This is a genomic window from Alicyclobacillus sendaiensis NBRC 100866 (assembly GCF_001552675.1).
In the GTDB taxonomy this organism is placed as follows: domain Bacteria; phylum Bacillota; class Bacilli; order Alicyclobacillales; family Alicyclobacillaceae; genus Alicyclobacillus; species Alicyclobacillus sendaiensis.
The window spans coordinates 77,033-89,384 of record NZ_BCRQ01000003.1 but is presented as its reverse complement, the minus strand read 5'-3'; the positions used below and the strand labels follow the sequence as shown (position 1 = coordinate 89,384).

At 66.4% G+C, this 12,352-nt stretch carries 9 protein-coding genes and 1 riboswitch; of the genes, 7 read left to right on the top strand and 2 right to left on the bottom strand.

The window, feature by feature from the left end; genetic code table 11:
* The first annotated feature begins 103 nt into the window (after positions 1 to 103).
* The 3 genes from AS26_RS01390 (at position 104) to AS26_RS01380 (ending at position 4,872) form a co-directional block, all read left to right on the top strand.
* Positions 104 to 526: a Na-translocating system protein MpsC family protein gene (locus AS26_RS01390; RefSeq protein WP_062305527.1), complete on the top strand. Its 423-nt coding sequence runs from the start codon at positions 104 to 106 to the stop codon at positions 524 to 526.
* A 291-nt stretch (positions 527 to 817) separates the two neighbouring features.
* Positions 818 to 2,323, top strand: coding sequence for an NADH dehydrogenase subunit 5 (locus AS26_RS01385; RefSeq protein WP_062305525.1), 1,506 nt, complete (start codon positions 818 to 820; stop codon positions 2,321 to 2,323).
* A complete protein-coding gene (locus tag AS26_RS01380; RefSeq protein WP_062305523.1) occupies positions 2,323 to 4,872 on the top strand; it encodes a putative inorganic carbon transporter subunit DabA in 2,550 nt (849 codons plus the stop codon). The genes AS26_RS01385 and AS26_RS01380 overlap by 1 nt, the downstream gene beginning before the upstream one ends.
* Here the strand turns inward: AS26_RS01380 and AS26_RS14575 are convergent.
* Complete coding sequence (locus AS26_RS14575; protein ID WP_062305522.1) at positions 4,769 to 5,242, bottom strand: lipopolysaccharide assembly protein LapA domain-containing protein; 474 nt, start codon at positions 5,240 to 5,242, stop codon at positions 4,769 to 4,771. The genes AS26_RS01380 and AS26_RS14575 overlap by 104 nt on opposite strands.
* A 148-nt stretch (positions 5,243 to 5,390) precedes the next feature.
* On the opposite strand from AS26_RS14575, the gene AS26_RS01370 reads away from it, so the two are divergent.
* The 4 genes from AS26_RS01370 to AS26_RS01355 all read left to right on the top strand — a co-directional run bounded on the left by AS26_RS01370 (position 5,391) and on the right by AS26_RS01355 (position 11,388).
* Positions 5,391 to 5,957 carry a class I SAM-dependent methyltransferase gene (locus AS26_RS01370; RefSeq protein WP_062305521.1) on the top strand — a complete coding sequence of 189 codons (567 nt, stop codon included), beginning with the start codon at positions 5,391 to 5,393 and terminating at the stop codon, positions 5,955 to 5,957.
* 195 nt (positions 5,958 to 6,152) lie between these two features.
* Complete coding sequence (scpA, locus tag AS26_RS01365) at positions 6,153 to 7,814, top strand: kumamolisin-As ScpA (RefSeq protein ID WP_062305537.1); 1,662 nt, start codon at positions 6,153 to 6,155, stop codon at positions 7,812 to 7,814.
* 185 nt (positions 7,815 to 7,999) lie between these two features.
* Positions 8,000 to 10,288, top strand: coding sequence for a 5-methyltetrahydropteroyltriglutamate--homocysteine S-methyltransferase (gene metE, locus AS26_RS01360; RefSeq protein ID WP_062305519.1), 2,289 nt, complete (start codon positions 8,000 to 8,002; stop codon positions 10,286 to 10,288).
* Positions 10,289 to 10,374: 86 nt separating this feature from the next.
* Complete coding sequence (locus AS26_RS01355; protein WP_062305517.1) at positions 10,375 to 11,388, top strand: LLM class flavin-dependent oxidoreductase; 1,014 nt, start codon at positions 10,375 to 10,377, stop codon at positions 11,386 to 11,388.
* A 67-nt stretch (positions 11,389 to 11,455) separates the two neighbouring features.
* Here AS26_RS01355 and AS26_RS01350 read toward each other — a convergent pair whose 3' ends face one another.
* The gene (locus AS26_RS01350; RefSeq protein WP_062305535.1) at positions 11,456 to 12,067 is read right to left on the bottom strand and encodes a flavin reductase family protein; all 612 of its coding nucleotides are present in this window, start codon (positions 12,065 to 12,067) and stop codon (positions 11,456 to 11,458) included.
* Between the two features lie 177 nt (positions 12,068 to 12,244).
* Positions 12,245 to 12,348: riboswitch (guanidine-I (ykkC/yxkD leader) on the top strand.
* Positions 12,349 to 12,352 lie beyond the last annotated feature (4 nt).

Genomic DNA, 12,352 nt, shown 5'->3' with positions numbered 1-12,352 from the left:
CCTTCGGCTATTTCCCCTTGTCGCCAGGCGCATCCCCCTGTTACAATATTCACTGATATCCAGCACGAGGCCGTGCAGCGATGGCGGATAGAGGGAGAGATACATGGCAGCATCCAAGCTGAAAGGCTTCATCGAGGCGGACATCTCGAACGCCTTGACGAAGTGGGAAAAAGACTATCTCGGGCGCGGCTCGGTCTCGGTCAAGACGGATATCCTGCGGGATATGATCATCGTTTCGCTGCGCGGCATCCTATCGTCCGCGGAGTACGCGCTCTGCGAGACGTACGAGGGCATGCTGTCCGTGAAGCGGACGCGCACCAGCTTGGTGGAGTCCGGCGTGGAGGATCTGAAAGACATCATACGCCGGATCACGGGCGAGGAAGTGAAGAGCTTCTTCACGGACCTGAGCACGCGGACGGGCGAACGGATCATGGTGTTTCGGCTGCATTCGGATCTCGAGCGCAAACTCGAGTCCGGCGAGTTTGAAGGTGGTCGCGAAGTCGTGGACGCGGGGCGGGATGCGTGAGGTCTGCGCGTGTCCGGTCATGTCCAGTCGAAAAGCGGCGTAAAGTCAACTGAATCGTGTCACCTAGCGGTGTCGGTGCGGGGAGCGCGGCGCTCGGCCTCTGAACAAGGGGTCGGCGAGGCGCTTCGCATGGCGAGCTAACCGGGTGTTTGATCAACTGGCGTGAGTTGACGAAAAACCGGCGTGACTCGAAGGTTGGGATTTCAAACTGGTCCTTCCTTCGAGCGCGCCGGTTTTTTGTATGTCCATGTCGAATCACGCGGCAGTGGGCCGCGTAGTGGGAGGGCAAAGATGGTATCGGGGGAATGGGTTCAACAGACGGTCTCCGGGGCATGGCACGCGGCCTGGGGGGTGTCCGGAATGGCAGCGGCAAGCTGCTGGCGCCTGCGCGCGCCAGAAACGCGCGGCCGGCTCTTGTTGGCTGCGCTTGCGCTCGTGGCGTGCATCTCCATTACAGGTCTTGTCGCCACCCTTGACGTGCCCGATCGCGACGCGCGGCTCGGATGGGCCATCTCGATCTACATCGCCGCGTTGGGGCTGTGGATCGTGGCGTTCTCGAGGCGCCACCTGGCGGGAGACGAACGTTACGGGCGCTACCTCGCGTGGATGACTTGGACGCTGTTCTTTGCGAGCGCGGCCTGGCGGGCCGACAACGCCATCCTGTTCGCCGCGTGCTGGGCGGGGATGGATGTGGGCTTGGTGAGGCTCGTTTCGCTGCAGCGCCGAAGCCGTGCGGTGCGGCACGTGGCTCGCGCGGCCTGGATTCGGCTCGCGCCGAGCATGGCCGGGATCGCGCTCCTCGCCGGCATGTGCGCCTGGGTCTCTGGACGCGACTCGCTCCGGGTGGGCATCGCCGCGCTGGCTCATCACCCGCACATCGCGTTCTTCGCGAGCCTCGTGCTCGCGGCGGCTGCGCTCGCCCAAGCGGGCAACGTGCCGTTCATGCGCTGGCTGCTCGATTCGGCCATTGCGCCGACGCCCGTTTCGGCGCTCATGCATGCCGGCCTGGTGAACGCGGGTGGACTCCTTCTCGCCCGGTTTGCGCCCGTGCTCGAGGCCGGGGGAATTCTCCCTCGCGCGCTTCTCCTGGCCGCGGCGTGGGCCAGCGTGGCCATCGGCACCGGAGTCCTTATGATCCACGCGGATTACAAGCGACAGCTCATCGCCTCCACCATGGCGCAAATGGGGCTCATGCTGATGGAGTGCGCCGTAGGCGCCTACGCCATCGCGGTGGTCCACCTGTGGCTGCACGGGCTGTTCAAGGCGACGCTCTTTCTCCGTTCCGGCTCGGCCGTGCCTCGCCCGGACGAGGTGTTGGTGACTCAGGAGGTGCCATCGCTGCGCGTTCCGTGGCCGGCGCTCGTTGGGGCGGCGTTCTTCCTTGCGTACGCCTTGCCTCATCCCGCAGACGGGCTGCGCCTCGTCCTGGGGTTGTTCCTTGGCGCGGCATGTGCGGCGGCACTCGCATCGGCCATGGCGCTCACCGTGGGGCGGTGGATCGGCGCGGCCATCACGGTCTTGGCGGGCGCCACCGCGTTGGCGCTGCGCGACGAGTTGGTCCGGGCGTGCGAGGTCCTTCTCGGAACGCCGCAACCGGTCGACGCGCAGCTCGCGACGGCGGCCGCGGCCCTCATGGCCCTTCAGGCGGCGCTCTACGCTTGGCTTCGCCGTCATGCCCGCCGCCCCTATGCCCTTCGCGCATATGCTTGGCTCGCGCACATGGGCGATGCGAGCCCGCGCGCCATCGAGGCTCAGCCCATGGCGCTCGAAAGGTTGACTGAGGAGGCGACGCTCTGATGATCTCGTCCACCGCGACGTTGCGAGACCTTGCTTGGACGCCATCGTCTGCCGCGGCCGCGGCAGAGCTGGCGCTCGATGTCACCGCCGTTCAGTGGCCCCTTGCCGTGTGGATTGCGCGGCACCCCTGGTCGTCGCTGGAACATATGCCCTTTCTGGAGGCCATGCGGAGGCTGCAGGCGCTCGGCGGCGTGCAGCTCTATCCGTCCTGGCGTCTGCTGCAGGATGCAGAGGCGCGCGGCGAAATTGATCCCAATGCGCTCGAAGATCGTATGAATCGATACCTGGATCACCATGTCCCTGCGCCGCTGCGCACGGCCTTCGCCCGCCTCCAGCCGCGCCTGACGCGGGAAGAGGTCGAGCTGCCCATCTCGACGGAGGCGGCGGCGCTGGCCGCGCGGACGGCCGCGCGGGCGGACCTGCCGCTCGAAGCGCTTCGCTTTCCGCTTCCGTCCGACGACGCGAGGCCCCGCGTCGACGCCATCACGGCTCGCTACCTTCGCCTGTACTTGGATCGGGGACAGTCGGCGTGGCCCATGCCCGGGCGGGAGGACGGACTTTTCACCGCAGCCCGTGCGCTCCTCATGCGCGATCCGGCGCTCTCGAAGGCGGAGAGGCGCCGAATCGCGGAATTGCCGGATGATCCCGACGCGGTGCTCGCGTTTGGGCTCGAGCGTTTCAAGGTGCATCCGCGCTTCGCGGCCGACTACTTCCGCGTGCACTATCTGCGCATGCCGGGGTTTGTCGGCGCCCTCCGCTACGGGGACCGGGAGGTGGGAGGCCAAGGCCGCTTGCCGCGCGAGTACCTGGCGCTGCGCATTCTGCTGGAGTGGGCCGTCGCAGGGCCTGATGGCGCCTTCGCGCCGCATCCCGATCTGACCGGTCTCGCCAAGGCGGCTTCGCACGTCGAAGGAGCGGAAGCGGACGTCGCCGACGCTCTCGTCCTCGCTGTGTATCGGTATGTGACGGCGGATCGGTATGGCGTGTGGCTCGAGGCTTGGGAGCAAACGCTCGACCAGCACCTGATGGGATCCTCCGAGACGTCCGTGGGCGATGATGCACACCCGGCCGATGCGCAGTTGCTGTTCTGCATTGACGTCCGATCGGAGCGATTGCGCCGCCATCTCGAGGCGCTGGGGCCGTACACGACGTACGGATGCGCTGGATTTTTCAACCTCGCGGTCAGGACGCAGCCGCTCGACAGCGCCTATGCCCATCCCAGCTGTCCGGCCATCGTGTCGCCTGTCGCCTGCGTGCAAGAGCGAGCGACGGACGAAAAGGCCCATCGCCGCCGCCGCAAGATGAGCAACGCCGTGCGAGCGATGGGGCTGACGTTCAAGAAGCTGAAGCAGGCGAGCGTGGGCTCCCTCGCGTTGCCCGAGTTGTCGGGCGCCTATCTCGCGTTGCATGCGGTTTGGCAGGCGTTCCCGCGCGTGTCGGCGCACGTGCGCGACGTCCTGCGCGAGTGCCTGCCCGCGGTCCCCACGCGTTGGGAGGCGGTCGGTGAAACAGACGGCGCGCCGGCGCAGCCGAACTGCGCGCCCGCGGAGCCGGCGCACCTGTTTGCGGAAGCCGCGGCGCAACTGTTCCGCTCGCTCGGGATCACGACTTTCTCGCGCGTGGTGGTGCTTTGCGGGCATGAGGCGCAGGTGGAGAATCAGGCGCACCGCGCGGCCTTCGAGTGCGGCGCGTGTGGCGGTCAATCTGGGCGGCACAACGCCAGGCTGCTCGCCGCGGCGCTGAATCAGGAAGCTGTCAGGCGCTTGCTGCGGGATCGCCACGGGCTTGTCATCCCGGACGATACGGTGTTTCTCGCGGCGGTGCACATCACGACGACGGACGAGATCGAATGGGTGGAGCTCGCGGGAATGTCTCCACAACAGTCGCGCGTGTGGCAGCAACTTGACCAAGACTTGCGCCGAGCCGGAGCCAACGCGGCTGCCGAACGCCTCGAGCAGCTGCCCGGTGCCGAGGGACGGCCGGCTCAGCGCGAGGCCGTGCGCCGCGGGCACGACTGGAGCGAAGTTCGGCCCGAGTGGGGCCTCGCGGGCAACCGCGCCTTTTGGATTGGGCGGCTGCCAAGCCTTGATGCGCGGCTTCGGGGTCAGGTGTTCGCGCACGACTACGACTGGCGGTGCGATCCCGACGGGTCTTACCTTCACGCCATCGTGTCGGGGCCCGTGACCGTGGCGCAGTGGATCAATCTGCAGTACTACGCGTCGACTGTCGCGCCGCATGTGCACGGGGGAGGTCACAAGGCCTTGCAGACGGTCACGGCAGGGCTCGGCGTGATGCATGGGAACGCGAGCGATCTGCTGCCAGGACTTCCGTGGCAGTCGATTGCCGCCGAAGACGGCCGCCTCTATCATCGTCCGCTGCGGCTGACCATCGTCGTGGAGGCGCCTGTGGCGCGGGTCGCCCTTCTTCTCCGCGAGCATGCGGACTTCAGGCGGAAGGTGCAGAATGGGTGGCTCCGGCTCTTCGTGCGAGATCCGCAATCGAAGAGATGGTGGTCGGGTGCCGAGATCCTGGCAGGCGCCGAGGCGTGACGTGGGCCACGGGCGCCTGCGTGGTGCTGCGCGGACTCCCCGCAAGCGCGGAGGTTCTGTGGAAGGGGCGCGCGTATCGCACGAAAGGGGGAAGTGGCGCTGCCCGTGTCCGCGCAGGCGTGCGATGCTCGCTTCGCGCTCGGCCATCTTCCGCTCGCGCGCCCGGATCTCGCCGCGCCAGCGCCAGGTGAATCGACCAGAGGATGGCCATGAGGATCATGCCGAGCAGGACGGATAGAAGGATGACGAGCACCAGGTTGACGCACGCTTTCGTGAACACGAAGTTGACCGAGACGTCGGTCGAATTCGCGAGCGTGAAAATGACGATGAGAACCGCAAACACCACCGCGCCAAGCAATTTCCACCGCATGAAAAGCATCTCCTCACGGTTACGGCCAGTATACCATCTGGGGCATCTGGGCATGTAGAACTTGACAAACGGCTCGGCGTGCGCAACGCTCGGGGTGCAAGAACGCGCCGCGCTGGTGTTGGGCGGCGCCGTGGAGGGAGGACATCGGATGCCTCATGTGTTTCGACCTGAGCACGCTCTGCGGCTCCTAGGAGCAGAGCGCGAGCGTTTGCTGCCGCCGGATCGGATCATCGACGCGTTGGAGATGCAGGGACATGAGGACGTGGTAGATATCGGTGCGGGGCCCGGCTTTTTTGCGCTTCCCATGGCGCGCCGCACGAAGGGAACGGTGTACGCGGTCGATTTGTCCAAGGAGATGCTCGCCATGCTGGGTGAGCGCGCGGCGCAGGCGGGGCTCACCCATGTGCAGACGCTCGAAGCGCCGGCTGACCGCCTGCCGCTTCCCGCCGAGTCGGTCGACCGCGCCCTCATGGCCTTTGTACTGCACGAGGTGCCGGATCGAATCGCGGCGCTTGGCGAGGTCCGTCGCGTCCTGCGCCCGGGAGGCAAATTTCTTCTGCTGGAATGGGACAAGCGCCCCATGGAGATGGGGCCACCCGTGGATGAGCGGTTGTCGCTCGACGATTGCGAGGAGGCGCTGAAGGCGGCCGGTTTCAAGGTCCTTCATCGCGTCTTTCCGAACGACGTTCACTACGGGGTCCTCGCGGAGCGATGAGGCCGTTCGTCCACGCCGCAAACGGCGCCCGGCATGTCTGCGAGAGGGAGGGCTCCATCAGGTTGCCTATGGGCGGCCACACTTGCCCAAATATTGTATAAAATCCACAACTTTTTCTCCGGCCGTGCTATACTGAGGACAGCGAAGCCTGAAGCCCTGCATGCCCATCCGGATAGGAGATTGGAGTGGAAGGCCATGAGCGACATGGAAAAACCATGGAAGGAAGGCGAGGAGGCGCGAGCAGTCCTCCAGGGACATGCGCGCGCGCAGGCGCCGCAGGCCGTGGACAAGGGGCCCGTGGCGGGAGATGAGCGGATGGCCGTCACGGTCGTGCTGCGCCGCCAACGCGCGGGTGAACTCGCGGCGCACGTGGAACGCCAGGCCGCCATCGCCCCTCATGCGCGAGAGCACCTGAAGCGGGAAGCGTTCGCCGCTTCGCACGGCGCCTCGCTCGACGACTTCGCGGAGCTCCGCAGGTTCGCGGATGCGCACGGCCTCGCGCTCGATCGCGCCAACGTGGCGGCGGGCACGGCGGTGTTGAGCGGGCCGGTGGATGCTATCAACCGGGCGTTTGGCGTGGAGTTGCGGCACTTTGATCACCCAGACGGATCGTACCGAAGCTACCTCGGCGAGGTCACGGTGCCGGCGTCCATCGCGCCGATGATCGAAGCGGTGCTGGGGCTGGACACGCGCCCCGTGGCGCGGCCCCACTTTCGGATGCAAAGGCGCGCCGAGGGAGGGTTTGAGGCGAGATCGCAGGCCGCGGCGCCGACGGCGTACACGCCGCTCGACGTCGCGCAGGCGTATCAGTTCCCCGAGGGGCTTGACGGACAGGGGCAGTGCATCGCCATCATCGAACTGGGCGGCGGCTACGACGAGGCTTCCCTCGCGCAGTACTTCGCGTCGCTCGGCGTGCCTGCGCCCCAGGTGGTGAGCGTGTCGGTGGACGGCGCCTCGAACCAGCCCACGGGCGATCCGAGCGGCCCGGACGGCGAGGTCGAGCTCGACATCGAAGTCGCGGGAGCGCTTGCCCCGGGCGCCAAGTTCGCCGTGTATTTCGCGCCGAACACGGACGCCGGTTTCCTCGACGCCATCACGACTGCCATTCACGATCCGACGCTCAAGCCCTCCGTCGTGTCCATCAGCTGGGGCGGCCCGGAGGACAGCTGGACGTCGGCCGCGATCGCGGCGATGAATCGGGCGTTTCTGGACGCGGCAGCGCTCGGCGTGACCGTCCTTGCCGCGGCGGGCGACAGCGGGTCGACGGACGGTGAGCAGGACGGCCTGTATCACGTCGATTTTCCCGCGGCGTCGCCGTACGTGCTGGCCTGCGGCGGCACGCGGCTTGTGGCAAGCGGTGGCCGGATCGCGCAGGAGACGGTCTGGAACGACGGCCCGGACGGCGGAGCGACGGGCGGCGGCGTGAGCCGCATCTTCCCGCTGCCCGCCTGGCAGGAGCACGCGAACGTGCCGCCGTCCGCGAACCCTGGCGCGTCGAGCGGACGGGGCGTTCCGGACTTGGCAGGCAACGCGGATCCGGCCACGGGTTACGAGGTCGTGATCGACGGCGAGGCCACTGTCATCGGCGGGACGAGCGCCGTGGCGCCGCTCTTTGCCGCGCTTGTGGCGCGGATCAACCAGAAGCTCGGCAAGGCGGTGGGGTACCTGAACCCGACGCTGTACCAGCTGCCGGCGGACGTGTTTCACGACATCACCGAAGGGAACAACGACATCGCGAACCGCGCGCAGATCTATCAGGCGGGGCCGGGCTGGGACCCGTGCACAGGGCTCGGCAGCCCCATTGGGGTCCGGCTCCTGCAGGCGCTTCTGCCGAGCGCCTCACAACCCCAGCCGTGACGGGGCTTTTGCTTCAGGCAAGGAATACAATTGCGAAAGTTTGCAAGCGATGCTATAGTAGCGCCACGTAGAGATGGCGTCGGCACCTGGCGACGCCCGGACTCACATCCGGGCGCCGCCTGTGTGTATCCGGGCGTGTGACCACGGTGTCGCCATTGCGATTCTGCGAGGGAGGAGAGAACAACTTGGCCATCACCGCCTCAATCGGATTTCCCCGCATGGGGCCTCGCCGCGAGCTCAAGCGGATGGTGGAGCAGTTTTGGCAGGGCAAAATCGGAGAGGACGAGCTCACGGCTCGCGCCGCGGAGCTGCGCAAGCTGCGTTGGCAGGTGCAGCGGGACCGCGGCGTGGAGTGGATCGTCGCGAACGACTTTTCGTTCTACGATCACGTCCTGGACGCGGCTTGCCTGTTTCAGGTCGTTCCCGAGCGGTTCCGCGGCCTGCCGTCGGGATCGCTTGAACAATATTTCGCCATGGCGCGCGGCAGCGCGGACGCCACGGCGCTCGAGATGACGAAGTGGTTTGACACGAACTATCACTATTTGGTGCCGGAACTCGAGCCGCAGCAGGTGTTTGCGCTTGGCGTGAACAAACCGCTCAACGAGTATCTGGAGGCGAAGGCGCTCGGCGTGGACGTGGTGCCTCAGCTCATCGGCCCCGTGACCTTCCTCAAGCTGTCCAAAGTGGTGGGCAGAGACGCGGATCCGCTGTCGCTTTTGCCCAATCTGATCCCGGCGTACGAGGCGTGGCTCGCCTCGCTCCACGAGGCGGGCGCGCGCTGGGTGCAGCTGGACGAGCCCGCCCTCGTCCTGGACCTCACGGACGCGGAGCGCCAGGCGTTCGTGGACGCCTACGCGGCGTTGACAAAGGGCCCTCGTCCGAACATCCTCGTGGCGACCTATTTCGGTTCGCTCGGGGACAACCTGGCCACGGCGCTCGAGCTGCCCGTCGAGGGCTTGCACCTGGACCTCGTCCGTAGCCCGGACGCGCTGCAGCAGGTTCACGCGCTCGGATGGCCCAACGGGCGCCGCCTGTCGCTCGGCGTGATCGACGGGCGCAACGTCTGGCGGGCCGATCTCGACACGGCCTTCGCGCATCTGGAGCAGGGCGTGCACCTGGCTGGTCCGGAGCATGTGATGGTGGCGCCGTCCTGCTCGCTGCTGCATGTGCCTTGGGACGTGGAGCTTGAGACGGACATGGACCCGGAGATCAAGTCGTGGCTCGCGTTCGCGCTGCAGAAGTTGGACGAAATTGCGCTCTTGAAGCGGGCGCTCGACGAGGGACGGGCGGCCGTCGAAGCGGAGTGGGAGGCCAACCGCGCGCTGCTCGCGTCCAGGCGAGCGTCGGCGCGGCTGAATCGCGAGGACGTGCGCGCGCGGCTCGACGAGGCCAAGGGGTGGAAGCTCGAACGCCAGTCGCCGCACGCGCTGAGGAAGGAGAAGCAGGCGGCGCGGTTTGCGCTCCCGCTTCTGCCCACCACGACCATCGGATCCTTCCCGCAGACGCAGGCGGTGCGCGACGCTCGCGCAAAGTGGCGCAAGGGCGAGTGGACGACGGACGAGTACGAGGCGTACCTGCGCGGCGAGATCAGGCGCTGGATCGACATCCAAGAGGACATTGGGCTCGACGTGCTCGTGCACGGGGAGTTCGAGCGGACGGACATGGTCGAGTACTTCGGCGAGATGCTCGACGGCTTTGTGTTCACCAAGCACGGCTGGGTGCAGAGCTACGGCTCTCGCTGCGTGAAGCCGCCCATCATCTACGGCGATGTGGCGCGGCCTGCGCCGATGACGGTGCGCTGGAGCACGTACGCGCAGTCGCTCACCGAAAAGCCCGTGAAGGGGATGCTGACGGGGCCGGTGACCATTCTGCAGTGGTCGTTTGTGCGCGACGACATTCCGCGCGCGGAGACGTGCCGGCAAATTGCGCTCGCGATTCGGGACGAGGTCCTGGATCTCGAGGCGGCGGGCATTGGCATGATTCAGATTGACGAGCCTGCGCTGCGCGAGGGGTTGCCGCTCCGCCGCGCCGAATGGGAGGCGTACCTCGCTTGGGCCGTGGAGTGCTTCCGCATCGCGTCGTCCGGCGTGCGCGACGAGACGCAGATCCACACGCACATGTGCTACGCGGAGTTCAACGACATCATGCCGGCCATTCAGGCGATGGACGCGGACGTCATCTCGATTGAGACGTCGAGATCGCACATGGAACTCCTCAGGGCGTTCGAGCACTTCCGCTATGAAAACGACATCGGCCCGGGCGTGTACGACATCCACAGCCCGCGCGTCCCGTCGGTGGACGAGATGGTGGAACTGTTGCGCAAGGCGGCGAACGTGATTCGCCCCGAGCAGCTGTGGGTGAATCCGGACTGCGGCCTGAAGACGCGCGGTGAGCCGGAGACCGTGGCCGCGCTCCGCAACATGGTGGACGCGGCGCGGCGCATGCGCGCGAGCCTCTCCCAACCTGTCGGCTGAGGCCGTTTCGGGCGGGCCTGCCTCCGGGGGTATAATGGCGTTGGGCCGATGGATTGCGCCCGCCTGAACCGGGAGGAGGCCTGCTCATGGATTGGGGCTTGACGAAGGGCGAGACGGCGCTGTCCGTGCTCGATCTCGTCCCTATCACGGAAGGCAGCACGCCGGCCGAGGCGTTTCGGAGGAGCGCGGAACTGGCGCAGCACGCGGAGCGGCTCGGCTACCGGCGATTCTGGGTGGCGGAGCATCACAGCATGCCGGGCATCGCAAGTTCTGCCACGGCCGTCGTAATTGCGTATCTCGCGCAGCACACGCGGACGATTCGCGTCGGCTCTGGTGGCGTGATGCTCCCGAATCACGCGCCGCTCGTGGTGGCGGAGCAGTTTGGGACGCTCGCGTCGATGTTTCCCGGCCGGATCGATCTCGGCCTCGGCCGGGCGCCGGGCACGGATGCGGCGACCATTCGCGCGCTGGGCGGGGATCCGGATCGCCACGGACACGATTTTCCCGAGCGTCTGGCGGAGCTGATGCGCTACTTCCATCCGCCAGAGGACGAGGTGCGCCGCGTGCACGCCGTGCCGGGCGAAGGGATGGACATCCCCATCTGGCTTTTGGGCTCAAGCGACTTCAGCGCGCGGCTTGCGGCGCATCTCGGGCTGCCGTTTGCGTATGCGAGCCACTTCGCGCCGGATTATCTCATGATTGCGCTGGAGACGTATCGCGCGAACTTCCGCCCTTCTCAGTGGTTGAAGGAGCCGTACGCGATGGTCGGCGCGGCGGTGGTGGCGGCGCCGACGGACGAAGAAGCGCGGTACCTCGCCACGTCCTCGCAGCTTCAGCAGCTCTCGCTCATCCGCGGCAAGCCGTCGCGGCTCATGCCGCCCGTGGAGCGCGTGCAGGACCTGTGCTCGCCGTACGAGTGGCAGGTGCTCCAGACGAGGGGGCGCCTCGCCATCGTCGGCGGGCCGGACACGGTGCAGCACCGCCTGCGCGCCTTCATCGAGGCGACGAAGGCGGACGAGGTCATCATCACCTCGCAAATCTACGATCACGCCGCTCGCCTGCGGTCGTTCGAAATCGTCGCGGACGTGATGCTGGCATAACGAAGCCCGGGTTCCTGTGCTCAGGAGCCCGGGCTTCGGCGTCTTGTCCGAGGGCATCTAGGGGCAATCACTTGGGGCGCTCGAGTGTGAACACGCGGCCGAGCAGGCCGTAATCGTTGCCGGCGAGCCGGGCGACGGGTGCCAATTGGTGCGGATCAATGCGCCCGTCGTGATACAGCGATTCGTCGATGTGAAAGCGAACGATTCGGCCGATGAGCAGGTCGCAGGCCGGCGTGCCTTCGCGGCCTCCCAGCGGGAGTGCGTGTTGCAGGACGCACTCCATGCGCACCCGCGCCTCGCGCACGCCAGGGACCTCGATGACCTCGCTTGGGACAGGCGTGAGCCCGGCCAGTTCCACCTCGCTCTGATCCGGCGGAAGCGTCGCGGATGTCTGATTGATGGGTTCGGTGTACGGCTCGCTCACGATGTGGACGACGAATTGTCCTCGATCCATGGCGTTTCGCGCCGTGTCCTTCGGCTTCCCATCCTGTCGTTGCACGGACACGGAGACCATTGGCGGATCAGGCGTCACCACGTTGAAAAAGCTGAACGGGGCGGCGTTCAACACGCCGTCTTTCGAGAGCGTCGTCACAAACGCGATGGGCCGCGGAATGACGGCGCCGATGAGAAACTTGTAGCACTCGAGCGGCGTCATCTTCTCCGGATTGAGTGACAGCACGTCCATCACCTCTCTCCCAGCTTGCCCTCTTGCGCGCGAAAAGTCAAATACCCATACCGGTACATGTACGAAGAGAGAAATCGCTTTCAATACCCTTTGTGTCATGTTATCTAACAATTTTTCTGAAAAAGTCGGCGAATCTGTTGAATCTGGCGAACAATCGTGATATAGATAGTGACACAAGGTCTCTAGGGTTCCGCCGGCAGCCGCCGGGACTGGTCCGAGAGAGGCCAGCTCTCGCGCCGTCGAGAGCCACACGGAGGGATAAAAGCCCGGGAGGTTTTA